Annotated in this window: 34 protein-coding genes; 17 read left to right on the top strand and 17 right to left on the bottom strand. The window is 52.8% G+C overall.

What is annotated here, in order from left to right:
• Window positions 1-19: 19 nt before the first annotated feature.
• Together ribH and NBE99_RS10505 are read left to right on the top strand one after the other, a co-directional pair.
• Window positions 20-556: a 6,7-dimethyl-8-ribityllumazine synthase gene (ribH, locus tag NBE99_RS10510; protein WP_250682020.1), complete on the top strand. Its 537-nt coding sequence runs from the start codon at window positions 20-22 to the stop codon at window positions 554-556.
• A gap of 70 nt (window positions 557-626) precedes the next feature.
• Complete coding sequence (locus tag NBE99_RS10505; RefSeq protein ID WP_250682019.1) at window positions 627-1,649, top strand: aspartate-semialdehyde dehydrogenase; 1,023 nt, start codon at window positions 627-629, stop codon at window positions 1,647-1,649.
• Here NBE99_RS10505 and NBE99_RS10500 read toward each other — a convergent pair.
• From NBE99_RS10500 to NBE99_RS10480, 5 genes are read right to left on the bottom strand one after another with little or no spacing between them, the layout of a single operon-like run.
• Entirely contained in the window at window positions 1,646-3,448 is a 1,803-nt protein-coding gene (locus NBE99_RS10500) for a helicase-related protein (protein ID WP_250682018.1), read from the bottom strand. The two genes, NBE99_RS10505 and NBE99_RS10500, sit on opposite strands and share 4 nt — an antisense overlap.
• Window positions 3,387-4,157: a phospholipase D-like domain-containing protein gene (locus NBE99_RS10495; RefSeq protein ID WP_250682017.1), complete on the bottom strand. Its 771-nt coding sequence runs from the start codon at window positions 4,155-4,157 to the stop codon at window positions 3,387-3,389. Before NBE99_RS10495 ends, NBE99_RS10500 begins: the two co-directional genes overlap by 62 nt.
• Window positions 4,123-4,341: a hypothetical protein gene (locus tag NBE99_RS10490; protein ID WP_250682016.1), complete on the bottom strand. Its 219-nt coding sequence runs from the start codon at window positions 4,339-4,341 to the stop codon at window positions 4,123-4,125. Before NBE99_RS10490 ends, NBE99_RS10495 begins: the two co-directional genes overlap by 35 nt.
• Window position 4,342: 1 nt before the next feature.
• The gene (locus tag NBE99_RS10485; RefSeq protein ID WP_399371026.1) at window positions 4,343-5,305 is read right to left on the bottom strand and encodes a transposase; all 963 of its coding nucleotides are present in this window, start codon (window positions 5,303-5,305) and stop codon (window positions 4,343-4,345) included.
• A 59-nt stretch (window positions 5,306-5,364) separates the two neighbouring features.
• A complete protein-coding gene (locus NBE99_RS10480; protein ID WP_250682015.1) occupies window positions 5,365-7,233 on the bottom strand; it encodes a hypothetical protein in 1,869 nt (622 codons plus the stop codon).
• 58 nt (window positions 7,234-7,291) lie between these two features.
• On the opposite strand from NBE99_RS10480, the gene NBE99_RS10475 reads away from it, so the two are divergent.
• The gene (locus NBE99_RS10475; RefSeq protein WP_250682014.1) at window positions 7,292-7,597 is read left to right on the top strand and encodes a DUF3780 domain-containing protein; all 306 of its coding nucleotides are present in this window, start codon (window positions 7,292-7,294) and stop codon (window positions 7,595-7,597) included.
• Between the two features lie 17 nt (window positions 7,598-7,614).
• Here the strand turns inward: NBE99_RS10475 and NBE99_RS10470 are convergent, their stop codons facing one another.
• From NBE99_RS10470 to murD, 4 genes are read right to left on the bottom strand one after another with little or no spacing between them, the layout of a single operon-like run.
• Window positions 7,615-8,415 carry a DUF1838 domain-containing protein gene (locus NBE99_RS10470; protein WP_250682013.1) on the bottom strand — a complete coding sequence of 267 codons (801 nt, stop codon included), beginning with the start codon at window positions 8,413-8,415 and terminating at the stop codon, window positions 7,615-7,617.
• A 2-nt stretch (window positions 8,416-8,417) separates the two neighbouring features.
• Window positions 8,418-9,095, bottom strand: coding sequence for a hypothetical protein (locus NBE99_RS10465; RefSeq protein ID WP_250682012.1), 678 nt, complete (start codon window positions 9,093-9,095; stop codon window positions 8,418-8,420).
• A 4-nt stretch (window positions 9,096-9,099) separates the two neighbouring features.
• Window positions 9,100-10,272, bottom strand: coding sequence for an AI-2E family transporter (locus tag NBE99_RS10460; protein WP_250682011.1), 1,173 nt, complete (start codon window positions 10,270-10,272; stop codon window positions 9,100-9,102).
• Window positions 10,269-11,633, bottom strand: a complete 1,365-nt coding sequence (gene murD, locus NBE99_RS10455) for a UDP-N-acetylmuramoyl-L-alanine--D-glutamate ligase (protein ID WP_250682010.1) — start codon at window positions 11,631-11,633, stop codon at window positions 10,269-10,271. Before murD ends, NBE99_RS10460 begins: the two co-directional genes overlap by 4 nt.
• A 151-nt stretch (window positions 11,634-11,784) precedes the next feature.
• Between murD and NBE99_RS10450 the strand changes: the two genes are divergently transcribed.
• Window positions 11,785-12,219 carry a hypothetical protein gene (locus NBE99_RS10450; RefSeq protein WP_250682009.1) on the top strand — a complete coding sequence of 145 codons (435 nt, stop codon included), beginning with the start codon at window positions 11,785-11,787 and terminating at the stop codon, window positions 12,217-12,219.
• A 9-nt stretch (window positions 12,220-12,228) separates the two neighbouring features.
• On the opposite strand, the gene NBE99_RS10445 is transcribed toward NBE99_RS10450, so the two are convergent.
• From NBE99_RS10445 to NBE99_RS10425, 5 genes are all read right to left on the bottom strand, one after another.
• Window positions 12,229-12,702, bottom strand: coding sequence for an SH3 domain-containing protein (locus NBE99_RS10445; RefSeq protein ID WP_250682008.1), 474 nt, complete (start codon window positions 12,700-12,702; stop codon window positions 12,229-12,231).
• A gap of 3 nt (window positions 12,703-12,705) precedes the next feature.
• Window positions 12,706-14,205 (bottom strand): AAA family ATPase, encoded by a 1,500-nt coding sequence (locus NBE99_RS10440; RefSeq protein WP_250682007.1) that lies wholly within the window; start codon window positions 14,203-14,205, stop codon window positions 12,706-12,708.
• A complete protein-coding gene (locus tag NBE99_RS10435) occupies window positions 14,202-14,699 on the bottom strand; it encodes a DUF177 domain-containing protein (RefSeq protein WP_250682006.1) in 498 nt (165 codons plus the stop codon). The genes NBE99_RS10440 and NBE99_RS10435 overlap by 4 nt, the downstream gene beginning before the upstream one ends.
• A gap of 1 nt (window position 14,700) precedes the next feature.
• On the bottom strand, window positions 14,701-15,132 hold the full coding sequence (locus tag NBE99_RS10430; protein WP_250682005.1) for a BLUF domain-containing protein: 432 nt from the start codon (window positions 15,130-15,132) through the stop codon (window positions 14,701-14,703).
• An 86-nt stretch (window positions 15,133-15,218) separates the two neighbouring features.
• Window positions 15,219-15,554 carry a hypothetical protein gene (locus NBE99_RS10425; RefSeq protein ID WP_250682004.1) on the bottom strand — a complete coding sequence of 112 codons (336 nt, stop codon included), beginning with the start codon at window positions 15,552-15,554 and terminating at the stop codon, window positions 15,219-15,221.
• Window positions 15,555-15,790: 236 nt separating this feature from the next.
• Between NBE99_RS10425 and NBE99_RS10420 the strand changes: the two genes are divergently transcribed.
• Entirely contained in the window at window positions 15,791-16,753 is a 963-nt protein-coding gene (locus NBE99_RS10420) for a transposase (protein WP_399371026.1), read from the top strand.
• A 4-nt stretch (window positions 16,754-16,757) separates the two neighbouring features.
• On the opposite strand, the gene NBE99_RS10415 is transcribed toward NBE99_RS10420, so the two are convergent.
• Genes NBE99_RS10415 through tgt form a run of 3 tightly spaced genes read right to left on the bottom strand, consistent with a single transcriptional unit; the run spans window position 16,758 to window position 18,885 of the window.
• Window positions 16,758-17,288 (bottom strand): class I SAM-dependent methyltransferase, encoded by a 531-nt coding sequence (locus tag NBE99_RS10415; RefSeq protein ID WP_250682002.1) that lies wholly within the window; start codon window positions 17,286-17,288, stop codon window positions 16,758-16,760.
• A gap of 3 nt (window positions 17,289-17,291) precedes the next feature.
• Window positions 17,292-17,765, bottom strand: a complete 474-nt coding sequence (locus tag NBE99_RS10410; protein ID WP_250682001.1) for a DUF2752 domain-containing protein — start codon at window positions 17,763-17,765, stop codon at window positions 17,292-17,294.
• A complete protein-coding gene (gene tgt / locus NBE99_RS10405; RefSeq protein WP_250682000.1) occupies window positions 17,749-18,885 on the bottom strand; it encodes a tRNA guanosine(34) transglycosylase Tgt in 1,137 nt (378 codons plus the stop codon). Before tgt ends, NBE99_RS10410 begins: the two co-directional genes overlap by 17 nt.
• 365 nt (window positions 18,886-19,250) lie before the next feature.
• Here tgt and rplC point away from each other — a divergent pair, with 365 nt between their 5' ends.
• Genes rplC through rplX form a run of 12 tightly spaced genes read left to right on the top strand, consistent with a single transcriptional unit; the run spans window position 19,251 to window position 24,783 of the window.
• On the top strand, window positions 19,251-19,889 hold the full coding sequence (rplC, locus tag NBE99_RS10400) for a 50S ribosomal protein L3 (protein WP_250681999.1): 639 nt from the start codon (window positions 19,251-19,253) through the stop codon (window positions 19,887-19,889).
• A 16-nt stretch (window positions 19,890-19,905) separates the two neighbouring features.
• Window positions 19,906-20,538, top strand: coding sequence for a 50S ribosomal protein L4 (gene rplD / locus NBE99_RS10395; RefSeq protein ID WP_250681998.1), 633 nt, complete (start codon window positions 19,906-19,908; stop codon window positions 20,536-20,538).
• A complete protein-coding gene (locus tag NBE99_RS10390; RefSeq protein ID WP_250681997.1) occupies window positions 20,531-20,833 on the top strand; it encodes a 50S ribosomal protein L23 in 303 nt (100 codons plus the stop codon). The genes rplD and NBE99_RS10390 overlap by 8 nt, the downstream gene beginning before the upstream one ends.
• A gap of 11 nt (window positions 20,834-20,844) precedes the next feature.
• Window positions 20,845-21,711, top strand: a complete 867-nt coding sequence (gene rplB, locus NBE99_RS10385; RefSeq protein WP_149817908.1) for a 50S ribosomal protein L2 — start codon at window positions 20,845-20,847, stop codon at window positions 21,709-21,711.
• A gap of 22 nt (window positions 21,712-21,733) precedes the next feature.
• On the top strand, window positions 21,734-22,012 hold the full coding sequence (gene rpsS, locus NBE99_RS10380) for a 30S ribosomal protein S19 (RefSeq protein ID WP_250681996.1): 279 nt from the start codon (window positions 21,734-21,736) through the stop codon (window positions 22,010-22,012).
• Between the two features lie 30 nt (window positions 22,013-22,042).
• Window positions 22,043-22,411 carry a 50S ribosomal protein L22 gene (rplV, locus tag NBE99_RS10375; RefSeq protein ID WP_011055941.1) on the top strand — a complete coding sequence of 123 codons (369 nt, stop codon included), beginning with the start codon at window positions 22,043-22,045 and terminating at the stop codon, window positions 22,409-22,411.
• Window positions 22,412-22,423: 12 nt separating this feature from the next.
• Window positions 22,424-23,140: a 30S ribosomal protein S3 gene (rpsC, locus tag NBE99_RS10370; protein WP_250681995.1), complete on the top strand. Its 717-nt coding sequence runs from the start codon at window positions 22,424-22,426 to the stop codon at window positions 23,138-23,140.
• Between the two features lie 14 nt (window positions 23,141-23,154).
• Complete coding sequence (gene rplP / locus NBE99_RS10365) at window positions 23,155-23,586, top strand: 50S ribosomal protein L16 (RefSeq protein ID WP_149817904.1); 432 nt, start codon at window positions 23,155-23,157, stop codon at window positions 23,584-23,586.
• A gap of 2 nt (window positions 23,587-23,588) precedes the next feature.
• Window positions 23,589-23,801: a 50S ribosomal protein L29 gene (gene rpmC, locus NBE99_RS10360; protein ID WP_206201511.1), complete on the top strand. Its 213-nt coding sequence runs from the start codon at window positions 23,589-23,591 to the stop codon at window positions 23,799-23,801.
• The gene (rpsQ, locus tag NBE99_RS10355) at window positions 23,801-24,049 is read left to right on the top strand and encodes a 30S ribosomal protein S17 (RefSeq protein ID WP_011055945.1); all 249 of its coding nucleotides are present in this window, start codon (window positions 23,801-23,803) and stop codon (window positions 24,047-24,049) included. Before rpmC ends, rpsQ begins: the two co-directional genes overlap by 1 nt.
• 12 nt (window positions 24,050-24,061) lie before the next feature.
• Window positions 24,062-24,430: a 50S ribosomal protein L14 gene (gene rplN / locus NBE99_RS10350; protein ID WP_149817900.1), complete on the top strand. Its 369-nt coding sequence runs from the start codon at window positions 24,062-24,064 to the stop codon at window positions 24,428-24,430.
• Entirely contained in the window at window positions 24,430-24,783 is a 354-nt protein-coding gene (rplX, locus tag NBE99_RS10345) for a 50S ribosomal protein L24 (protein WP_226971991.1), read from the top strand. Before rplN ends, rplX begins: the two co-directional genes overlap by 1 nt.
• The last annotated feature ends 53 nt before the right edge of the window (window positions 24,784-24,836 follow it).

Below are 24,836 nucleotides of genomic sequence, written 5' to 3'. Positions count from 1 at the left end.
GGATTTGGCACCTCCACCTATGGCTGTTTTTGAAGGCACCTATCAAGTTCTGGGAACGCCTCGCTTTGGTATTGTGATTTCCCGCTTCAACGACTTGGTTACCACCAAGCTGTTAGAGGGTTGCCAAGATTGCCTGCGTCGCCATGGCGTTGACCCCAATCCCGATGGTTCTCAAGTGGACTACGCATGGGTACCCGGCAGCTTTGAAATTCCTTTGGTGGCGGCACAACTTGCGGCCACTCGTCGCTATGCTGCCATCATTTGCTTGGGGGCAGTGATCCGTGGCCAAACTCCCCATTTTGACTATGTGGCTGCTGAAGTGACCAAGGGAATTGCGACGGCCTCTATGCAAACTGGCGTGCCGATTATCTATGGCATTCTCACCACGGACACGATGCAACAGGCGCTAGAACGGGCGGGCATTAAAAGTAATAAAGGCTGGGAATATGCCCTCAATGCCCTCGAAATGGCGAACCTAATGCAAATCCTCTCCGGCAATATAAATGCACCAACGGCGAAATTAACCGCTAGTACGCCTGTGCTCACCGAGGGGTAACGCCAAACCTGCAACTGAGTGATGCCTCAGTCCCCGGCAATCGTAAAATGAGCTTATATTCCTAGGAGTGATGACCTTGGCACAGGGATTACGGGTTGGCATTTTAGGCGCCACAGGGGCAGTTGGCACGGAAATTTTGGCCATTTTGGCAGAGCGATCCTTTCCAGTGGCGGAGTTGCGTCTGTTGGCCTCACCCCGTTCAGCGGGGCAAACGCTTTCTTTTGGTGAGACAGTGCTGCCCGTACAGCCAGTGAGTGAAGAAACCCTCAAAGGACTGGATTTGATTCTGGCTTCAGCGGGAGCGAGTGTGTCACGGCAATGGTTGCCGATTGCGGTGCGGGGGGGGGCGATCGCCATTGATAACTCTAGTGCCTATCGCATGGAACCCAACGTTCCCTTAGTGGTGCCTGAAGTCAACCCTGAAGATCTAAAAACACACCAAGGCATCATTGCCAACCCCAACTGCACAACTATTTTGATGACGGTTGCGCTATGGCCATTGCATCAGGTGCGGCCGATTCGGCGAATTGTAGCGGCAACTTATCAGTCCGCTAGCGGGGCAGGGGCAAAAGCGATGCAAGAACTCAAGGATCAAGCCCTCGATATTCTCAAGGGGCAACCACCGCGCACAGAGGCCTTTCCCTATCCTTTGGCCTTTAACCTCTTTCTCCACAATTCTCCCCTCAATGAGCAGGGCTACTGCCAAGAGGAAATGAAGATGGTCAATGAAACCCGCAAGATTTTTCATGCCCCCGAGTTGCGGCTAACGGCCACCTGTGTGCGCGTCCCTGTGCTACGTGCCCATTCGGAAGCACTCAATGTTGAATTTTTTGAGCCTTTTCCGCTTCAGGAGGCGCGCGATCGCCTGCAACGGGCAGCAGGCGTCCAGTTTGTGGAGGATTGGCAGCGCCATTATTTCCCCATGCCCTTGGATGCAACGGGTAAAGATCCAGTGTTCGTAGGACGGCTGCGCCAAGATCTTTCCGAACCCAATGCCCTTGAACTGTGGCTCTGTGGCGATCAGATCCGCAAGGGGGCAGCCTTGAATGCGGTGCAAATTGCTGAATCCCTGATTGCCCAAGGACTCATCTAAGGACAAAGGGCTGACCATGGTTGGCTGAGGACATTGAGGATGTCCTGCCGTGCCAGTACCCGCGCACAGTTGCGCCATTGATCGGGATCGTCGCTGACATGGCGTTCATAGCGCAGTTCAAAGGCGTTGCGGGCTTCTTGGCGGAGGTGGAGGTACTTGTCCATCAGGTCTTCGAGTTGCTCGATGTTGTCAATCCATTCATCCTCAAGGGTGTCGGGCAGGCTACCAAAGATGTCATAGCGATCTTTCATGCGGCGCGAGAGGGCTTCATAGATTTTTTCATCAAGGGTCTGGTGATAGACCAGGTTGAGCATTTCCACAGTTGGGCGGCGTTGGCCAAAGCGTTTGATCCGACCTAACCGTTGCTCCAGACGGGAGGGATTCCAAGGGAGGTCAACGTTAATCAGGGTGCCAAGGGTTTGCAAGTTCAACCCCTCACAGGCGGCATCGGTGGCAATGACGAGACGGATGCGGTGGTGCTTGACGCCCTCCTTGATAGCCTCGCGATCCACGCTTGTGAACTCACCCCCTTGCCAAAGACCACTTTTGCCAACCCCCGCATACACAGCAATGAGTTCTCTGGGGAGGGCTTGGGTCAGGGCAGTGGCCACGGCGGTCACGGTATCGTAAAACTGACTGAAAATAATGCAGCCATACTCTAGCCAAGGTTGGGCGGCGGTGAGGGGCTGGGTGAGGAAGGCCAAGACAGCAGTAAGTTTGGGATCGCGGGCGTCGGGGCGCTCTAGCTCGGCAATCACCTGTTCAAGGGCTTGCTGCTCGGCAGGGGTGAGGTCACTGAGGATGGAAGTGGCGGTGGCCAGTTCGCTGTCGTCGTCGAGGGATTGATGGCTGAGGATTTTGGCAGCAGTGATCCGTCCAGCCGCAAAGCTAGAGCACAGACGTTGCAGGAGGATTGTTTTGAGAAAGCCAGCGGCACGAGTGCGTTGGCCAAGGGCATGACTAAAGGCTTCAGCCGCTTTATAGGCACACTCAAAGGTGTAGTTGGCCATGAGACCGACACCTATAAAGGGAACGTCGCCATAGCTGCCTAGGGGGGCATCGGGTTGGGGGTGGACAATGACCCCCACTCGCTCTAGGAGGCCTTTTTCCTCAAGGGTGCGGCGGCGGCGCACAACGGTATGGCGAACGATGGGATTGTGGTGGTAGAGGAATTCAGAGTTTGCTGGAAGCTCAAGCTCTAAGCGTGTCTGGATAACGGTCGGCAAACTGGCAAATCCTGTGCTGATGCGGTACTCTTTCTCATCTAGCCCTAACTGGAGTCGGATGGTAGCAAAAATGGGGTGTTCGTTGGCGGGGGGTAGTGGATTTTGCAGCCACTCCCACATTTCGCGGGGAGTAGTGGGGGATTGATCGCCTTTGACAATGGGAAGGGCAGTTTCCCATGTTTGCCAGCGGGAGTAGGTTCCTAGGACAAAGCCTGCCCCTTGGTTGAGAACACTGAGGAGATCCCAGAGTTCATAGACTTGGGTTTGAATGGGGGTGGCCGTACCCAAGAGGACGTGTCGGCTGCGTTGGGCAATTTGCTGCATGAATTCTAGCAGGTGGTTGGGTTGACCCGCTTTTTGACCGATCCCCAGCCGTCGCCGTGCCCGATGGGCTTCATCGAGGATGACGGTGCCATAGCGACGACTGAGCAAAACCTCACATTCAGGAGATTGCTGAATGATTAAGCCCGTAGAGACAATGGCAATTTGGACGGGGCAGCGGGCAATGTCCTCAACGCCACGGGTGCGGATAATGTGGCCGTGGGCATCCTGCCAGTATTTGCCTTGGGGCATCCTGCCAGTATTTGCCTTGGGACATCCAAACGGCGCTGGGAATAGCCAGTTTGTCGAGAAGTTCAGTTTGCCATTGCAGGGTGAGGGGGGCAGGGCAGAGGATGAGAACTGGGCCATCCCCCAACAGATTGGCAACAAGGGCAGCAGTGGCAAGGGAAAGGGTTTTGCCAAGCCCCACTTCATCAGCGAGCAGGAGGCGGACTTGATCATAGGTTTGGCGGTGCTCAAGGAAGAGGGCGACAAAGTCCCGTTGCCAAGGTTGGAGGGTTTCGCCACGGCGGTAGAGGGGACTTTCGGCAAGGGCGGCAGCGGGGAGGTCTGGGGGGGCAAGGTCAATTAGTTTGACTTCTTGGCGATCGCCGATGCGGTGAATCTGCTCAATAATGACGTCGGGCAGGGGAATGCCCATCTCCCAGAGGGCAGCAAATTCCGCTTCGACCCAAGCCACACCTTCGGGGGTGGGATCTTCCCAGAGGAGTTCATAGTTGGTGCTAAACGCCCGTTTGGACTCATTCACAGATCCGAGAAAGCAGGTTTTGTGGCCTGTGGCGGATTCAATCACCCCTGCTTTGCCGTGGAGAAAAAGCTGCTGGGCGGGCACGACCCGAATCTGGAGGTTGCCTTGGCGGAGCAATTCATAGAGGCGACGGTATTGGGGACGATAGAGGGCAGCTTCAAGGGCAGGATCGCAGAACGGTGCCCTTGACATAACTGCCGCTGCGAAACCCACTATCAGTCTCAGTGACCACATACCATGCTGCTGTTACCTGCAAGCCTGCTGCCCAAACAATATTGGCCATGTCTGCCCAAATTGCCCCCGACTGATGGGTAAACATGATCACTTGCAGGCCATTGTCCGCAGAAGTGTTGAATTCTGCAACAAAACTTAACATCCTAAGTGACAAGTAGCTCTGGCTGCCAATCAAAGCTCCAATGCACTATCGAGCAGCGGCGACTCAGTTCCAGTTGCAAATATCGCAATTTGTCTAATAGCTTCCTGCCAAAGTATTCAGGTATCTCCATTAGCTCTAAAATTAAGTACCCAATCAAAACCATATAAATCTGATTTATCACCCCATTCAAACTCTTCGTAATCAGCTTGTCTAATGATAAATGCATCTTTAGAAACTTCCATAAGTTCTCAATCCCCCACCGATGCCGATACAGCTCACTCACTTCCTCATCACTTAGATGCATTAGATTCGTCGCAATACGAAACTCTGTTCCATGCTCATCAAAAAATTGAACCACTCGGTATCTCTCATGATTGAGCTTCATTCTCATGTTATTCTTGATACGCACAACAAATAAACACTTCCTCTCACTCAGCCGCTCTAAAAATCTCCAACTCGCAAACCCTCTATCCATGATGGCAACGGCATTCTCAGGGATCATTTCTAAAATCTCGTCTTGAAAGCTTAGGTCATGTCTCTCCCCAAAAGAGACTACTGCCTTACCCAGGATGTTCTCTGTTAAATCAAATCCTGTAATTAACTTCACTTGATGGTATTTGTAGAACCAAAAGAGCTTACTCGTCAGGGTAATGACGGTTGAATCAATAGGAAACAGCATCAGACTTGAACAACGATGTCTCTTGCGAGCTTGAGACATGAGATGAGTGTAAATCCTCTCAAATAAGGTGGTTGTTCGAGTTTTGTTCGCCTTGGAAAACGTGGACATATCCACTGTAATCCCCGAATGATTCAAGCGATAAAATAAGGCTCTCATGCTGGTTAATCCTTGGTCGAGAATGTAGGTCAACCAGATTTTGAAGAACAATTGAGAGTTGAGGACGGGGTAGTCGCAAGGGCTGAGCTGCTTGAGAATAGACTTGACAAGAACTGAAAAAGATGCCATAGTAAGCTGATTAATTTTTCTTCTTTTGAGGGAAGAATACGACATTTCTTCCCTTTTTTCTAGCCTCTTAAACTATCTTTCAACACTTCTGCATTGTCCGCCATGCACTCCGTCATGCGGCGGTAGGACTCGACCATATTGCGGCGAAACTCTTCCCCTTCTCCTTTGATGGCGAGGGCACGGCGACTATCCCAAACCCAATTGGCAAACTCTGGCGGTGGATTTTTGCGCAACCAAGCAATAAAAAACTCGGTAATTTCTTCGTACTTCACTGCATCGCCATAGGGGGGATCCACAATAAATAAGTCAGCATTAAACCAACATTGACTAGCAGGGGCAGATTCAATGATTTCTTGCCTGTATTGAAGCGGAGTGTGGAAAGTGGGTCGAAACGCACTAGAAAGACTATAGATAGAAGATCGGCAACCATAGTTATAGAGTGTATTTAGAGCCTGATTATCAAAAACTTGCTGTACACAACCACCACCGCCGCTATTGGGATCCCAGCGACTGAGGCGAGCATTAGCATTCAAGAGCTTTATTAGACCGACCTTGAGAGGGGCATTACTGTATCGGTTCGTAATTGCACTCAGCAATAACTGCCTAGGATTAAACAAGTGATGCCAATACGTCCACCCTCTTTCTCGTAAAAGGCGAGCTGTTTCATCCCCTGGTTCAATGGGCATATCAGGCACCCAGCCTTTTTCCTGCCATTCAGTCAGGTGTTTGGCCACGTAGTCTTCAACAATTCGCTCGCGTTCTAAATCAGCGGCAGTGACTTCGCGAAATTCATATTCATAGCGGTTGGTGTTGGCAATGGGGCGCATCCACTGAATGCAGTAGAGTCGCTCTTGGAAAATGTCATCGGGGTGGGGTTTGAAGTCGGATTTTTGCCAGCGGCGGAGGCGGTTGGCGGTTTTGCCATCAGGGGTTTTGTAGTCACCCCGTAGGGTGGAAATTTTGGTGCGATACTCACGACCGTTGACCGTGTGAATCAAGTAGGGGTCTTGGCCGCGTCCATCGGAGCGCACGGTGCCTTTTTCGGCGGCTTTGAGGTCTGCATCGCTGACACCAGCACGAATGCGAATGCGATACCGCTGCTCACTGGCCTCTGGTTCTAATTCGGCAATCACCCGATAGCCTTTGCTAATGACCCGCGTGGGCAAGAGCGGCACCCACCAGCCCGTTTGTGGACAGCGACTTTCAAGACAATATAAAAAGACTTTGGCACGCCAGCCATTGCCATCCTCTTCAATGCCGAGTTGGTCAATTTCGGCTTGGACTTTGGCCACAAGTTCCTGTTGATCTTGCTCCAGTTGTGCTCGCTCTTCGGGGGTGCCACCGACAATGTGAAATGCTCCCCACGTTAGCAAACAGGCAATGGGATTCAGGTCACTGGCATAGACATCACAGCCAAGGCGAGCAGCCTCAAAAGGGATTTGTCCCGAACCGCAAAAGGTATCTGCCACACGGGGGCGATGACCAAAGCGCAAAATACCCAGCTGTTCAATGAGTTCAGGAAAGGAGTGGGCATGGGTTCCTAGGTGGGCATTGACCCGCTGCCAAATGTGATCGTGGACATCGGCCACTTCTTCGGGGCGGTAGAGGTTTTCAATGCGCTGCCGATAGGGCACTTTGGGCAGGAGTTCGGCTTCAAGGTGACGGCGATCCCACAGGGGCACATCATCGCGCCATTGCAACTTCACATCGGCATACAGGGGGTTCGACCAATCCACAGGGGCAGCGCGCAGAAGCAAGTGAGGCGGTGAAATATCGAAAAAATCCTGTAGGCGAGCAAGCGTGACTTTGGCAGCAATTTCTTTGGGTGTGGGTTTCTTTTTGGCGCGGGCAGGGAGGGAGGCATCATCCATGCCCATCAGCAGTTCAAAAATTTCCAAATCGCGCTGCGGGTCATCTGTGGCAGGCAAGAGACATCCCAAAATGCAGGCCTTGGCAAGGATCAGGGGTTTGCGGCCTTTCCAATAGATGAATTACCTTGACGGCCTCCTCGGACGAGAACTTTGCGTTTTGGCTTGGGCAGCGGAACAAGCCAGTGACACTCAAATTCCCACCATTTGCCGCAAATGGCTAGCTCTACGTCCTGAAGAACGCTGGTGGCTCTTTCTAAAAACGGTGGCGGAAGCGGGTTTCCCCGAAGATCGCGATCGCGGTTGGCGACGTGCGCTGTATTTTGCCCTCTCCGATGCCCCACCAACAACCCCCCGTTCACCCCGTCCTGCCGAACCACAGTTTACGGAGTTGCCCCTCTTTAGCCTGCCGCCACGGGAATAGGTGCCGGTTTCTATTCATCACGTCAGCGGAAAGAGTGCCCCCTCCAAATAAGCTTCAAAGTGTTCCTGAAAATACAACCAAGAGGTCATATCGGCACCCTCACGGTATTCCGTTGGTGCTTCACGGTATAGGGGCAGTTGTTCTAATTGAGCTTGTAAGAGCGACGGTAACTCTTCAACTGTTAGGGCTTTGCAGCCGGTGGCACTGTAGATGAGATACCCAGGGCGATCGCCCATCTTCATCCAAGGCAACCAAGGGCCAATCCGGCTCCAACACAAATGCACATGAGCAATGGTCTCCGTATCTGGGTGTAAATCGGCAGTGGCCACCGTTAACTTAAAGAGTTCTGCCGCTTGGTAGATGGGCTGGGGGCTATAGGCCTGAAACCGTTCGTCGCTCGCGAGGGGATTGTCGTAGTAGGGAAACAGATCAAACTGAAATGTTGTGATGCGCTCATTCACTTGGGCCGGTACGTCGCGACGAAATAGCCCCTGCACGGGATCATTGGCTACAGGAATCACAGGGACTGTTTCATTCGTCCAAGGATTGTGCCAGCGATCGCAAAGGGTTTGAGTCTCTGGATCAAGATAGAACGTCAATTCACGGGAGAGAAAATACCATCCCCCCTCTGGATGGGGCAGGCAGCGAGCCGCACTCATGCCAACGATATTAAATAAATGGCGGCGACGCTCTTGGGGAACAAAGCTATACACCGCTCCCTGCCACGCCATAAAGGTGGTCTTACCCGTTAAATCCGCCCGTACTCGCACCCAATCGCGGGCACTCAACCATTTTTGAACAAATTCAGCAGCGGGCATAGCTACTCCACAGGAATATTGGCAGCCTGCAATTGCACATCCTGATTCGGATAGCTGGCAAGGCGCAGCGTCAGTGTTTTCGTATCGCCTAGAAGGCTTTTGGGAATGAGAATGGTGCCCTTGACCAGATCGCTGCCGGGGGGCAATTCCGTGGGTAGGCCTTCGGTGAGGGCACTCAAAAGGCTGCCTTTGTCGTTTTTGATCTCTAGGAAAGTGTAAATGAACTGCACTCCTTGGCTACTGTCGTTTTTCAAGCTGACGTGCAGGGCTAAGTCTTGGCCAATGGTGTCCACATGGCTAATTTCTAAGCGCACCCCCTTATCCTCAGCGACAATGGGCAGAGTCTGAGGTGCGGCTGGTTCCGCTGTTTGGGGTTCACTGGCAGTGGTGGGGGCAGGGACAATCTCACGCTCCCCTGAACCTTGAGTCATTTCAGCAATGCGGGCTTTGGTTTGGGCAATGATCTCTGCCTCGTCCAGAATGGGCGATCGCTCCCCTTGGGCTGGGCTATCAGCATTCACAGCACTACCCAGAATCGGATTCATGACGGGCTGGGACACCCCACGCAAGGAGTCTCGCCCCAAATGGTAGCCCATCAAAGCCGTGATCAGGGTAATGGCGGTTGTGGTACTGATCAGCACAAGCGAGGTAAGAACGCCGGGGTGAAGGGCACGCAGCATCGTTCTACTCCACTGAAGATGGTTTCATTGACGAAGAGACAGGGGGCAAGGGGGGTGGATTACTGGGCAAAGCTACGGTCTCGTCCACATCCTCGGCATTGAGGCGCGATCGCACACTCACAAGAAAGGTTTTAATCACCACCGCGATCGGAACCGCAATCAAGACCCCCACCAAGCCCGAAGCCCGTGCTCCCGTTAGAATTGCCAAAAAGACCCAGACTGGATTTAAGCCCGTAAAGCTACCGATGATCCGAGGGGCAACCACATTCTCCAAAAACTGCTGATAGAGAAACGAAAATCCCGCCACCTTGAGGGAGAGCCAAACATCCTGAAGCGCCACCAGCAAACTAATGGAAATAATCCCCACTGTTCCGCCAAAGGGTACCAAAGCCATGACGCCAATAATGACGCCAAAGAGCAGGCCATAGGGCACCTTAAGGAAAATGAAAATTGTGGTCAAGCCAATGCCCATGCACAGCCCCAGCACCAACTGACCAATAAAATAGCTCTCAAAACTTCTACGAATTGTTTCTGAGACCGTGGGGCGGAGCGTGTCTGGCAACCAACTGAGGAGGCCATCCCACAATTCATCCCCATGCTGCAGCAAATAAAACGTGAGCACAACGGTCAAAATCAGATTAATCAGCACATCCACCGCACTGCTGAGGGTGCCCAAAATTAAATTCAAGGCCTCACGGGCCAAGCTTTGCAGTTGATCCTTGAGTTTTTCCAACAGTTGATTGGCAAGGGCATCCACATCCACCGTCACCGGCAGGTTCAGGGAGTCCACCCACTGGCCAAATTCCAAGAGGCGCCGTTGGCTAGAGTTAAACCATTCCGGCAGACGAGCAATCAGTTGTTGTGCCTGATTAAAGACATTGGGCACCACCACCAAGCCAATAATGGCAATCAGTACCAGTGCCAACAGAAAGACGAAAATTGCCGACGGCCCTCGCGGATTTCCCTGCTCCTCCATCCAGCGCACCGGATAGTTCAGCAAAAAAGCAAATAGAGAAGCCAGCACTAGCACCGCCACCAGCGGCCCAAAGAACTTGAGAATCGTTGCAAACGCCCAGAAATTCAGCGTCAGAACAGGGCCTGCCAAGCCAATAATCAAAAAGCGACTGGCAATGGAGAGGCGATTCCACCAGTGACCCGAGGCCGCAGATTGGCTCATAGCTCTAAGCACAGTTGACGAAAGTGATCACCGCGTTCTTCAAAATTCTGATATTGGTCAAAGCTGGCACAGGCAGGGGAAAAGAGAACCGTTTTGATCGGGTACTGGGTCACCAGTTCAGCAGCAGCCGCCACTGCCCGATCCAGTGTCTCCATGATCTCATAATTTGTAAAGCCAATTGCTTCTAGGCGCTGCGCAAACTGCGGTGCCGCTTCACCAATCAACAGCACCCACGCTGCTTTTTCCTGAATCAGCCGTAGCCAAGCGCGATCGTCCCCCTTTTTGGCCTGCCCACCCGCAATCAGGATCACAGGACCGGCCACCGAACGCAGCCCAATTTCGGCCGCATCATAATTGGTGGCCTTACTATCGTTGATCCACTCCACCTGTCGCCATTGGCGAACGCGCTCCAAACGATGGGGCACACCAGCAAAGCCGGCCACTGCCTTGGCAATTGTTTCAGCAGGAATACCAGCCAGATGCGCAGCGGCCACGGCCAAGAGAAAGTTTTGTTGATTGTGTTGACCCGGCATTCGCAGGACATGGGTAGGCAGCAGGGGTTGATCCTGAAACCACACTTGATCCCCAGCAATATAGATGCCCTGTTCAATCCCCTTGGGTAGGGCTGCCGCCCCTTGGGTACTGATCCACCAAGCTTCCGGCCAACGATTCACCATGTGTTGGCGCAGGTAGGGATCATCCCCATTGAGGATCACTTGTTTGGCACCGTTCATCAGGTGGGCTTTGGTTTCCACATAGGCCGCGAGGGTGCCGTGGCGTTCAAGGTGATCGGGGGTGAGGGTTGTCCAAAGGGCAAATTGGGGTTGCAGGGGGGGGCTAGACTCTAATTGATAGCTACTAATCTCAGCAATCACCCAATCAAGGGCGCTAGCGGTCAAAGCCACTTCGCAAATACTGTTGCCGATGTTGCCACAGGCGGGTGCATTGTACCCCGCGGCTTGAAAAATGGCAGCGGTGAGGGCGGTGGTGGTTGTTTTGCCGTTGGTGCCAGTAATACATACCCAGGGCAGATGGGCGAGGGTCTGCCACGCAATTTCCACTTCACCGCGAACGGGGATGCCCGCTTGGCGCGCAGCAATCAAAGCAGGGGACTGCCAAGGGACGCCGGGACTAATAACAATTTCATCGGGAACACGCAGGCCAACGCTGGTGAGGGTTTGCAAATCAAAGTCGTAGTTGAGTTGAACAGAAATGCCTTCAGCTTCTAGAAGTTGCTGCTGGGATTGTAGGGCGGGGGTTTGACGACTATCACTCACCTCCACTTGCCAGCCTTGACGTTTCAGTAAACGGGCGGCGGCGATGCCAGAGCGACCAAGACCAATCACATGAACAGTTGGCATAGTTAAGTGGGGTGAATCCAATCCAGCAGTGACAGGCTCAGGGAAGTCCTCACCAAGGTGATATGCTCAAGGGCAATGAGACCTACAAGGCGATCGCTCCCGCTGAATGTTGCGTCTTAGACTCTATTATTGTCACACCGGATAGAGAACAATGCCTAGCTTACGCACAATTTGGCTCTGCGGTCTGCTGTTGACAACCAGTGTCGGGTTCTTGTCGCTTGAAGGCATGCCCGCGATCGCCCGCCGCCGCGAAGCGCCCAAAGTGGTGCGAGTCACTGCTGTGCAGTTACAAAGCGAAAATATTGCGGGGGTGTGGTACCACCGCCTGACAGGGCGGGTGCGCAATGAAACGGCTACACCAGCGCGCAATGTCCAGATCTACTACGAGATTTATGACCCGATGAGCAAGCGACTACTGGAAGCGGGATCCACCCAGTTGCGCAATCGCGTGATTAATAGCGAAGGAGAGGCGGAGTTTTTGGCAACTCCCAATGCGGGCGGACGAGTGAAAATTACGCTGGTGGAATGGCTGAGTGGCGATCGCGAGTACCGTTCGTTTCAGCAAATGCAGGAATTTTCCCAATAGCCGAGTGGCCTACTGGGGCGTCCCATTGGATGTGGGAGATTGAGCCGTCGTTTCCTGCACACCAAAGGCCAGTACCCAGCCTTCAAGATGATTTTTAGTGCGAACCTTCAGCCATTCCCTATCCTCACTGCGCTCTAGGATCGTCACCACCTCATCAAAAGCCACACTGCCTAGGGCATTTGCCTCGCGACTGGGGCGATCGCGCAACCGCAGTCCGTCCCCATAAATCACTCGCCCTTGGGGTTTGATCTCTGGCGAGGGGGTAGGGGTGGGTTCAGGAGAGGGCGTAGGGGGGGTTGAAGGTGCAGAGGGTTCTGGCGACGGTGGGGGTGGGGAATTTTGCGCCTCCACATCGGGACGCGGCGGTGTCCAGAGCAAGTTAAACACCAGCGGCGTAATGATTGCTGCGGCCACAAGGGCAATCAGGCCTAAACCCAAAAATGTTCCCAAGAGCCATTGCAGCACACGCAAAACCGGTTTCATAGGTTACCGCCCTGTGGGGGGAGACAAAACCCGTGAAGCAAATCGTGCCCGACCGGAAGCTGCCCATTCCTGCAATTGATGCACTTGCTCACGGGCGGTGCGTGCCAAGGGGATAATCTCACTGGCCGCGTGGAGCAGATCTTCGGTGGTGAAGTCGCGATCTTGGCTAAAGGCTAGGTGCATCGCTTCAATGATACACTGCTCAATTTCAGCCCCAGAAAAGTCAATCGTTTCGTAAGCCAATCGCTCTAGATCATAGTTTTGCAGGCGATCGCGCCGCACACGACTGAGGTGCACTTCAAAAATGGCTCGCCGCTCATCCACATTGGGCAGCCCGACAAAAAAGATTTCATCAAAGCGCCCCTTGCGCAGGAGTTCCGGGGGCAGGACTTGCACATTGTTGGCAGTTGCGACGACAAAAACAGCAGAGGTTTTCTCCGCCAGCCAAGTAATAATCGTGCCAAAAACGCGGCTACTAGTACCGCTATCCCCTCGGCCATCAAGGCCCGCAAAGGCTTTATCCATCTCATCAATCCAGAGGACACAGGGCGCCAAGGCTTCAGCAATTTGAATCATCTCGCGGGTTCGCGCTTCGGATTCCCCCACGAGGCCACCAAAGAGTCGCCCGACATCCAATCGCAACAGAGGCAAGTGCCATTGGTGGGCGATCGCCTTCGCCACTAGGGATTTACCAGTGCCTTGAATCCCCACTAGTAGCACCCCACGGGGATAGGGTAGCCCATAGCGCCGTGCCCGCTCGGAAAAAGCACCGCCACGCCGCAACAACCACTCCTTGAGATTATCGAGGCCGCCAATGTCGGCAATCGTTTCTTGGGTAGGGTAAAACTCCAGAATTTGGGTTTGCCGCAGGATCTGCCGCTTTTCCTCCAAGATCAAATCCACATGGCTGCCGTCGAGCATGCCGTGGAGAGCAATAATCCGACCAATCACGCGACGAATGCGCTCTAGGGTCAAGCCCTGACAGGCGCGGATTAGTTCATCGAGAATGGATTCAGGGGGAATCCTGCCGAGACTTTGGCAGAGCTTCACCAGTTCAAGGCGAATTTCCTCCCGTTGGGGCAAGGGAAACTCAACAACAGTGATCACGTCCCGCAATTCCGGCGGCAACTGTACCGTCGGCGCCAAGAGAATCAGGTTTTTGGGCTGGGACTTGAGCTGCCGCGCGAGGTTACGCAGTTTGCGGGAGACGGCTACGTCCTCAATAAAGCGATGAAAATCCCGCAGCAGAATCATTGCCGCTGCCGGTGGCGGTAGTCGTTCCACAAATTCAAGGGCACTGAGGGGATTGCGCTTGGCTACTCCTAGATCATTGGGATTCCCCTGATACCCCTCGACAAAATCCCAAATGTAGAGGGAGCGCTGGTTTAGGCGATCGCTAATCGTGTGCAGTGTCGCTTCAAGGCGTTCCTCCTCCGTTGTGGCCACGTACAACAGGGGATAGCGTGCTCGCAGCAGCAGTTCAAGGTCAGACTGAGCACTCACGACGATGGTTCCGAACGCTCCAGAGCCGATTGTAATTGCGCCAACACCGCCCAGCGGTGATCGATGGGGGGTTCCGCAGGGGCGGGGGGGTGAATACCGCCACAGTTGAGATCGCAGTACTTGGGGTAGGGCAGGGCAAGGCACAGTTGCTGGTAGAGCCAGTCCGCCAGATCAAGGCGACCGGTTGCCGGCAAGGTTTCCACCAAATCATCCTGCGGTTGACTCCCTGGCGTTGCCGCAAGCCAAATGAGTTCCGTCGTTGTACACACCAGGCGGTGGTTATAGTGCTGCAAACAGCGATCGCAACAGAGGGTAACAATCGTACTCACACTGGCACTAACTTCTAAGTAGGTGTGGCGGTGACTGACGGTGACACTCCCTTGGACAGGCGTCAGGGTTTCCAAGTCAGGAAAATCGGTATCTACCCGCCACTCATAGGTCTGGGCGGGCAGCCGTAACAACTCTGGAATAGTTAGCCAGTGGGCAAGGGTCACGCTAGGTTCCCTGACTCATTTCATACAGGGCTTTTAGAAAATTGAAGCATTGCTCAGCCGTCATGGAGGTAGGCTGAAACGTTGCTGCTGCAGAGTATTTTAACCGCAGCAGCCGAATGGTATCGCTGTCCATCTCGCCCAACTGCACCAGACGCATTGACCAGTGGATAAACGTCCGCTCTTCAATCGCCTTAAATTCAATGATTTCAGCGCTGTGGTGGCGGGGATCCTTGAGGATGCGGGCATAGGTTTCACTGATTTTCTGGCGATCGCCTTCAAGGGTTTGCAGAAACATACCATTGCCGTAGCACAGGATCCCTGTCATGCCATCACGGACATTATTCACCTCTGACTTGGCCATAATGTCCCGCAGGTCTGGATAGGACAGGCCATCCATAGCACAACTGAGATAGAGCAGGCGATGTAATCTCATGGGTCTCCTGTTCTCGATCGAACACAACCGATTTCAATATCCCATGAAAAGGAACATTACTAAATACGATTCCTGCGATTATTACGTTAACTTTCGCGAACTCCCCTGACGACTGCACTAGTGCCGGCACTGGATTTCACAAATCCTGCAAAAGTAACCTTGGCTCCGTTACGTTCAAACATGGCAGCAACATCCTTGATTCTTTGGGGGTGATCATACTCTGGAGAGAACATATCAAAAGTGTCTAAAATTGCCCATTCACGACGTTTTTGTTGATCAACCGTACTGGGAATTGTTCGCAGGTCAACGATTGGCAGAAATCGAGTCAGTACACCTAGTTTAATTTTTACTAAAAAATCAAAAACAGTCATTAAACTATCTATGTTCTTTTCAATGATTTTCAAAAGAGTTTGGTACGACATCCTCTTTGTTATAGGTCTTAAAAGATATTTTGCATGTATTTTTGTCCAAAAGCCTTTAATCGGATAGAAATCAACTACAATCTCACCACCTATCTTTGCGTATTTAATGAGACTTTTTACAGAGTCTTCAAAGTTAGGTGTGTGTCAGAAGTGTTGAAAGATAGTTTAAGAGGCTAGAAAAAAGGGAAGAAATGTCGTATTCTTCCCTCAAAAGAAGAAAAAGTAATCAGCTTACTATGGCATCTTTTTCAGTTCTTGTCAAGTCTATTCTCAAGCAGCTCAGCCCTTGCGACTACCCCGTCCTCAACTCTCAATTGTTCTTCAAAATCTGGTTGACCTACATTCTCGACCAAGGATTAACCAGCATGAGAGCCTTATTTTATCGCTTGAATCATTCGGGGATTACAGTGGATATGTCCACGTTTTCCAAGGCGAACAAAACTCGAACAACCACCTTATTTGAGAGGATTTACACTCATCTCATGTCTCAAGCTCGCAAGAGACATCGTTGTTCAAGTCTGATGCTGTTTCCTATTGATTCAACCGTCATTACCCTGACGAGTAAGCTCTTTTGGTTCTACAAATACCATCAAGTGAAGTTAATTACAGGATTTGATTTAACAGAGAACATCCTGGGTAAGGCAGTAGTCTCTTTTGGGGAGAGACATGACCTAAGCTTTCAAGACGAGATTTTAGAAATGATCCCTGAGAATGCCGTTGCCATCATGGATAGAGGGTTTGCGAGTTGGAGATTTTTAGAGCGGCTGAGTGAGAGGAAGTGTTTATTTGTTGTGCGTATCAAGAATAACATGAGAATGAAGCTCAATCATGAGAGATACCGAGTGGTTCAATTTTTTGATGAGCATGGAACAGAGTTTCGTATTGCGACGAATCTAATGCATCTAAGTGATGAGGAAGTGAGTGAGCTGTATCGGCATCGGTGGGGGATTGAGAACTTATGGAAGTTTCTAAAGATGCATTTATCATTAGACAAGCTGATTACGAAGAGTTTGAATGGGGTGATAAATCAGATTTATATGGTTTTGATTGGGTACTTAATTTTAGAGCTAATGGAGATACCTGAATACTTTGGCAGGAAGCTATTAGACAAATTGCGATATTTGCAACTGGAACTGAGTCGCCGCTGCTCGATAGTGCATTGGAGCTTTGATTGGCAGCCAGAGCTACTTGTCACTTAGGATGTTAAGTTTTGTTGCAGAATTCAACACTTCTGGGTGTGTGTTGTAGGACACCAAAGCAAAAAACTTTATCGAAAGTCACTTCGGGTAAAGGAATTTGATAAATGCTGGCCTGAAATAGGTGCAGTCTGCCACCAGCAATATCAGCATTATTTTGCCAATTTGCCTCAACGGCCTCTGAATAATCAAAACTCCAAAGATGAGCAGATGTTTTTTCTAATATGACCCGCGTAAATCTACCTGCACCTGAACCTGCTTCTAGAATGTTTTTGCCAGCAAGCTCTTCAGGTTTCCAGTTGGTTGTTGCAAAAAATCGAGTTTCAGATTGTTTTTGATCTGTACCATCTATTTGTGTTTTTGAGAATGTATTCCATTGCAGACCAAAACTTTGAGTATAGTTTTGGCTTGAATCTACAAACCTAGGAATCTGATTAACAATTGGATAAACAGAACCCGTCTCACTATAGTACGCAGTATCATCCTTTCTGAGTGGTGCTTTCGTCTTGGGATCAACGTAGTGAATGGAGACCGTCATTGATCAACTCCTCAGAAAAACGCTTTCTAGGGGATTAATGTAAAATTCCCCTGTGTGAAATAGGCTGTACAGCCGCAGGCCATAGTAGCCGAGATAAATCACCCCCAGCCACCACCAGTTTTGAATGCGTTCATTGATGTAACGAAAGGGGGTGTGCTGCAATCGTCGCCCCGCTCTCAATTCAATGGCCATCAATATAGCGGCCACTGTAAATGCCAGAAAGAGCACAGGACCAAAGAGATGCATTCTCAGAGCCTCTTCAACATTGCCGCAGGCGATCGCCATAAAAGAACGTGTCAGACCGCACCCCGGACAGGGAATGCCCGTTGTCGCTCGAAAGAGACAAAGTAAAAAAGGAGGCGTTCCCGTATGGTTAAATACCACTGCTCCCACTAAAGGTGCTGTGGTCAGTCCCAAAAAGCCCCAGCGGCTCAAGCGTTCCTGTCTTGATAAAACGGCATCAGAGAAGCGCAGCATCCGGTTCCTCAGCATCCAGCACTAGTCGCTGCTCCCATTCTGCCGCAAAGGCCGCAAATCGCTCTTCTAAAATCGCCTGCCGTGCTGCTTGGGTAAAGCGGATCAGTTCGGTCACATTATGGATCGAGAGTAGGGTGTAGGCCAGTAGCTCCTTGGCACGCACGAGATGACTCAAGTAGGCTCGGCTAAACGTGGTGCAGGTATAGCAGGAACAGGTGGGGTCTAAAGGCTCATAATCGCGGCGAAAGCGGGCATTTTTCAGGTTCCAGCGCTGCCCTTGGACAATGGCGCAGCCATGGCGAGCCAAGCGGGTGGGAATGACACAATCAAAGAGATCAACCCCAGCGGCGATCGCCCGCAACATTTCCAAGTGAGTCCCCACCCCCATGAGATACCGTGGCTTATGGAAAGGCAACAGAGGAGCCGTCAGCGCCACAATCTCGTGCATGGCACTGTTGGGTTCACCAACACTCACGCCACCAATGGCATAGCCCGGCAGGTCATAGGGCACCATGGCCGCGGCACATTCTCGCCGCAGGTCAGCATACACCCCCCCCTGAACAATGGCAAAGAGGGCTTGATCGGATCGTTGCTTGGCAGCAATGCAGCGCTCTAACCAATGCAGCGTGCGTTTGGTAGCTTGGATCACCGCCTCCCGGCTAGCAGGATAGGGAGGACATTCATCAAAGGCCATGATCACATCTGCCCCCAAGGCCTCTTGAATGGCGATCGCCCGCTCCGGCGACAATTCAATGATCTGACCATCGTGGGGGGAACGAAACACCACGCCCTGATCGGAAATTTGCCGCATTTCACTGAGGCTAAAGACCTGAAACCCCCCCGAATCCGTGAGAATCGGCCCTGACCAGCCCATAAAACGGTGCAGCCCCCCCGCTGCTGCCACGATGTCCTCTCCTGGTTGTAAATGCAGGTGGTATGTATTGGCCAACACCATTTGCGCACCCGCAGCCTTTAAGTGTTCTGGAGTGAGGGTTTTTACATTGGCCAAGGTGCCCACCGGCATAAAACGCGGCGTAGCCACGGTGCCATGGGGCGTGTGAAACAGGCCTGCCCGTGCTTGGGTATGGGCGCATTTCTGCTGGCAGATAAATTCAAACACAGGGGTCGATCCAGAGAAGGCGTAAAAAATGTTACCAAATGCCTAGACAAACCCACAATTACTGATCTATGATTAAAACTTGTGACCAAAAAGGGATACTGAGTGGGCGCGATCGCCTCAACCCCCTTAAGTCCTAGGTTCCACTGATCCAGGGGTGGCAGCGTGTTCGCAACTTGCAATCATAGCCTTGCCATCTTTACCTGCGCCTGTCCTTGATCAACGATGGATCGCCCTGAGCGTCATCGTCTTGACCGTGTAACTGCTGGGTCAATCCACCATTCCTAACTGTAGGAATCTGCCGAGGTGTAGCCTTGCGGCTGCCTCTCGCTGTTTTGTTGTGATTCGTATTTTTAAGGAACGCGATCGTGACAGTTGGTATTTTAGGGACAAAGTTGGGCATGACCCAAATCTTTGACGAGGCGGGCCGATCTGTCCCCATTACGGTGGTACAAGCGGGGCCGTGTCCGATCACACAAATCAAAACCCCCCAAACCGACGGCTACACGGCAATTCAAGTGGCCTATGGTGAAGTGCGGGAGAAAAACCTGAGTCGCCCCGAGCGCGGCCACCTCAACAAATCGCAAACGCCCCCCATGCGTCATCTGCGGGAATTTCGCCTCGAAGATGCCTCTAGCTACCAATTGGGGCAGGCCATAACCGTGGATGTTTTTAGTCCGGGGCAGCTTGTGGATGTCCACGGCATCAGCATTGGCCGAGGCTTTGCTGGCTATCAAAAACGCCACAACTTCAAGCGCGGTCCAATGGCACACGGCTCGAAAAACCACCGTCTCCCCGGTTCCACTGGGGCAGGAACCACCCCGGGTCGGGTTTTCCCCGGCAAGCGGATGGCCGGTCGCATGGGCAATACGGCAGTCACCATTCGCAAGTTGCAGGTGGTGCGCGTTGATCCTGAGCGCAACTTAATCCTGATCAAAGGGGCACTACCGGGTAAACCGGGAGCACTGGTGAGCATTACCCCCGCCAAGGTTGTCGGTCGCAAATAAGGGCTGGAGAGTAGTTATGGTTGCATGTGTGGTTAAAGACTGGCAGGGTGCCGACAGTGGTGAAGCCACCCTTGATCTGGCGACAGCAAAACCTGAAACCGCTAGTCATATTGTTCATCGTGCCCTTGTGCGGCAACTGGCCAATGCGCGTCAGGGAACAGCTTCTACCAAAACCCGTGCAGAAGTGCGTGGGGGTGGGCGTAAGCCTTGGCGGCAAAAGGGAACAGGTCGTGCCCGGGCTGGTTCGATTCGCTCCCCTCTCTGGCGGGGTGGCGGTGTGATCTTTGGTCCGAAGCCCCGCGACTACAGCCAAAAAATGAATCGTAAGGAGCGGCGGCTCGCCCTACGGACAGCCCTGATGAGTCGCGTTGAAGACCTGATCGTCGTGCAAGAGTTTGCCGATCACCTGCCGCGTCCCAAAACTAAGGAACTCGTGACGGCGCTCCAGCGTTGGGGCATTGAGCCAGAGCAAAAAGTGCTGCTACTGCTGGCAAACATTCCGGAAATGGTGGCACTCTCGGCGCGAAACGTGCCCACCCTGAAACTACTGCGTGCCGATCAATTGAATGTTTTTGATTTGCTCTATGCCGATCGCATTGTTGCCACCACAGGAGCGATCGCCAAAATTCAGGAGGTGTACGGTGACTAAAGTCCAACCCCGCGCCTTTGCGGATCTCATCAAGCGCCCCATCATCACAGAGAAGGCCACGATTTTACTAGAAAACAATCAATACAGCTTCGATGTGGATCGGCGCGCTACCAAACCGCAAATCAAGGCGGCAATTGAGGAACTCTTTAACGTCAAAGTCACGGCAGTCAATACCTATCATCTGCCCCCCAAAGAGCGCCGCGTGGGTCGGTTTGTTGGTCATCGTCCTCGCTACAAGCGGGCGATCGTCACCCTTGCCCCCGACAGCAAGATCGTTCTCTTCCCCGAAGTTTAACGGAGTAGATCATGGGCATTCGCGTTTACCGACCCTACACCCCCGGCGTTCGCCAAAAAACTGTTTCTGACTTTGCTGAAATTACCACCGACAAGCCCGAAAAGTCACTGACCCGTGGCTTCAAGCGCGACAAAGGCCGCAACAATCGCGGTGTCATTACCAGTCGGCGGCGGGGGGGTGGCCACAAGCGTCGCTATCGCATTGTTGATTTTCGCCGCAGCAGCAAGCTCAATGTCCCCGCCAAAGTGGCAACCGTGGAGTACGATCCCAACCGCAATGCTCGCATTGCCCTGCTCCACTATCGCGATGGCGAGAAACGCTACATCATCCATCCTCGGGATTTGACCCCCGGCACCGAGGTTATTGCCAGTCCCGATGCCCCTATCGAAGTGGGCAACTCCCTTCCTCTGGGCAAAATTCCCTTGGGAACCAGTGTTCACAATGTGGAAATTACCCCCGGTCGCGGTGCCCAAATGGTGCGAGCTGCCGGTGCAATGGCACAAGTGGTGGCCAAAGAAGGGGATATGGTCACCCTCAAGCTTCCCTCGGGTGAAGTGCGGCTCTTCCGCAAGGAGTGCTACGCCACCATTGGCCAAGTGGGGAATGTTGAAGCCAACAACATCAGTTTGGGGAAAGCGGGTCGCAATCGCTGGAAAGGTCGTCGTCCGAAGGTGCGCGGTTCGGTAATGAACCCGGTGGATCACCCCCACGGTGGTGGTGAAGGGCGCGCCCCCATTGGTCGTCCTGGGCCTGTCACACCTTGGGGTAAACCCACCCTTGGCTACAAAACTCGCAAGAAGAAAAAACTCAGCGATGCCCTCATCGTGCGTCGTCGCAAGAAGTCTTCCAAGCGGGGTCGCGGTGGTCGTCAGTCTTAGTTTTTTGCGGAGAAGTTAGGTTATGGGACGTTCATTAAAAAAAGGCCCCTTTGTGGCGGATCATCTCTTACGCAAGATTGAAGCCCTCAATGAGCGCAATGTCAAGGAAGTGATCAAAACGTGGTCGCGTGCCTCAACGATTGTGCCAGAAATGATTGGCCACACGATCGCTGTCCACAACGGCAAGCAGCACGTGCCCGTGTACATCACTGAGCAGATGGTGGGTCACAAACTGGGGGAATTTGCCCCCACCCGCAACTTCCGCAGTCATGTTAAGGGCGATAAAAAAGCCCGCCATTGATTCTCTTGTTCGCGTCTGGGATAGCCGTCTATGGTTTCTACCTCTTCTCCTACTGCCCGTGCCTGCGCCAAGTATGTCCGTATGTCACCCCACAAGGTGCGGCGGGTACTGGATCAACTGCGGGGTCGCACCTACCGCGATGCCCTGATTATGCTGCGCTTTATGCCCTATCGTGCCTGTGAGCCGATTACGAAGGTCTTGCGATCGGCAGCAGCCAATGCCACCCACAATTTAGGCTTGGATCCCGCCACCTTGGTGATTAGTCAGGCCTATGCCGATCAAGGCCCCTGTCTAAAGCGATTTCGCCCCCGTGCCCAAGGCCGGGCTTACCAAATTCGCAAGCCCACCTGCCACATCACGATTGCTGTGGCGCCCCAAAACACTGCTGACGAATCGTAGAAGGATACCACCGTGGGACAGAAGATTCACCCAATTGGCTTTCGCCTCGGCATTACTCAAGAACACCGCTCCCGCTGGTACGCCGATAGCGATCGCTATCCAGAGCTACTCCAAGAGGACTACCGCATCCGCACCTTCATTAACAAGCAATTGGCCAACGCCGGCATTGCTGAAGTACGCATTGAGCGCAAAGCAGATCAAGTGGAGTTGCAAATTCGCACGGCGCGTCCTGGCGTGGTTGTCGGCAAGGGGGGTCAAGGGATTGAGGAACTACGCAAGCAACTGCGGCAGATGCTCCCCAGCAACCGCACGATCAAAGTGAACGTGGTGGAAGTCAACCGTGTCGATGCTGAGGCCAGCCTCTTGGCGGAATACATCACCCAGCAACTGGAGCGACGGGTGGCCTTCCGACGAGCTGTGCGCCAAGCCATTCAGCGGGCACAGCGAGCAGGCATTGAGGGAATCAAAGTCCAAGTGGCGGGTCGCCTGAATGGGGCAGAGATTGCCCGCACCGAGTGGACACGGGAGGGTCGCGTTCCCCTGCATACCCTACGGGCAGACATTGACTATGCCTACCGCACCGCGCGCACGATCTACGGCATTTTGGGCGTGAAGGTGTGGATCTTCAAAGGTGAGGTACTGCCAAGGCAAACCGAAGTAGTAACACGGGAACCCAGTCGCCGCAGTCCCCAACGCCGCCTACCCCAATTTGAAAATCGCTCTAACTAACAGGGAAGCCAGCGATGTTAAGTCCAAAGCGTACAAAATTTCGCAAACAGCAGCGGGGTCGCATGACCGGGGTTGCCAGTCGCGGTAACTCCATCCACTTTGGCGACTATGCCCTTCAAGCCCTTGAACCCGCTTGGATCACCTCACGGCAAATTGAGGCCGGTCGTCGTGCCATGACCCGCTATATCCGCCGGGGCGGCAAAATCTGGATTCGCATTTTCCCCGATAAGCCCGTGACGATGCGGCCAGCGGAAACGCGGATGGGGTCAGGGAAAGGCTCACCGGAGTACTGGGTAGCGGTGGTCAAACCCGGTCGCATTATGTATGAAATTGCCGGTGTGCCGGAGGCAGTTGCCCGCGAAGCCATGCGCCTTGCTGCCTACAAAATGCCGATCAAGACCCGTTTTCTGGTGCGCAATCAAGAAGAGGAACAACAGGAGGGTTAAGAATGGCACTAACGAAAATGAAAGACCTGCGGGAACTGAGTGATCAAGAGGTGAGCGATCGGATTGCCGCGATTAAGAAAGAGCTTTTTGATCTGCGCTTCAAAAAAGCCACCCGCCAAGAGGTCAAGCCCCATCAATTTAAGCATTTGCGCCACGAGTTGGCACAGCTTTTAACCCTTGAGAATGAACGTCGCCGCAGTGGAGGCCAAGACTAATGGCAGTTAAAGAACGTGTTGGCGTCGTCGTCAGCGACAAAATGCAAAAAACCGTCGTCGTTGCCGTCGAAAACCGCGCCCCCCATCCTAAGTACGGCAAAATTGTCGTCAAAACCCGCCGCTACAAAGCCCATGATGAAAACAACGAAGCCAAAGTGGGCGATCGCGTGCGCATTCGGGAAACCCGTCCCCTAAGTCGCACCAAGCGTTGGGTCATTGCCGAGATTCTCAGTCCTCGCACTGCCTAAGGAGAGCCAGCCATGATTCAACAGGAAACCTATCTCAACGTTGCCGACAATAGCGGCGCCAAAAAGCTCCTCTGCATTCGTGTGCTCGGCGGCGGCAACCGTCGCTACGGCAGTGTCGGCGATGTGATCATTGCCACCGTCAAAGACGCCACCCCCAATATGGCAGTGAAAAAATCCGATGTGGTGCGAGCTGTAATTGTGCGCACCCGCAAAACCATCCGTCGTGAAAGTGGCATGAGCATTCGCTTTGATGACAATGCCGCTGTCTTGATCAACCAAGAGGGCAACCCTCGCGGCACCCGTGTCTTTGGTCCTGTGGCTCGTGAACTGCGGGATAAAAACTTCACGAAAATTGTTTCATTGGCACCGGAGGTACTCTAATGGCGGCCAAGAAAGCAAACAAAAAGCCTGTGCGCTATCGCATGCACGTGAAAAAAGGGGACACAGTTCAAGTCATCGCCGGCAGTGACAAAGCCAAAGTGGGGGAAGTCCTTGCCGTTTTCCCCAAGACCAGTCAAGTGATTGTCAAAGGGGTAAACCTGAAAACCAAACACGTCAAGCCTCGCCAAGAGGGAGAATCCGGGCAAATTATCACCAAGGAAGCCCCGATTCACAGTTGTAAGGTGATGCTCTACTCCACCAAGCAAAACGTGGCCAGCCGCATCTGCTACACCTACACCGAAGATGGCCGTAAGGTACGGATGCTCAAGAAAACTGGCGAAATCATTGATTAGGTCTAACTCGTTTCCCCCTCTCTGACCCAGCCCAGAGAATGCCCCTAGGAGAA

The sequence above is a fragment of the Thermosynechococcus sp. HN-54 genome (assembly GCF_023650955.1).
GTDB lineage: Bacteria > Cyanobacteriota > Cyanobacteriia > Thermosynechococcales > Thermosynechococcaceae > Thermosynechococcus.
This window is presented reverse-complemented; position numbering and strand designations above follow the sequence as displayed.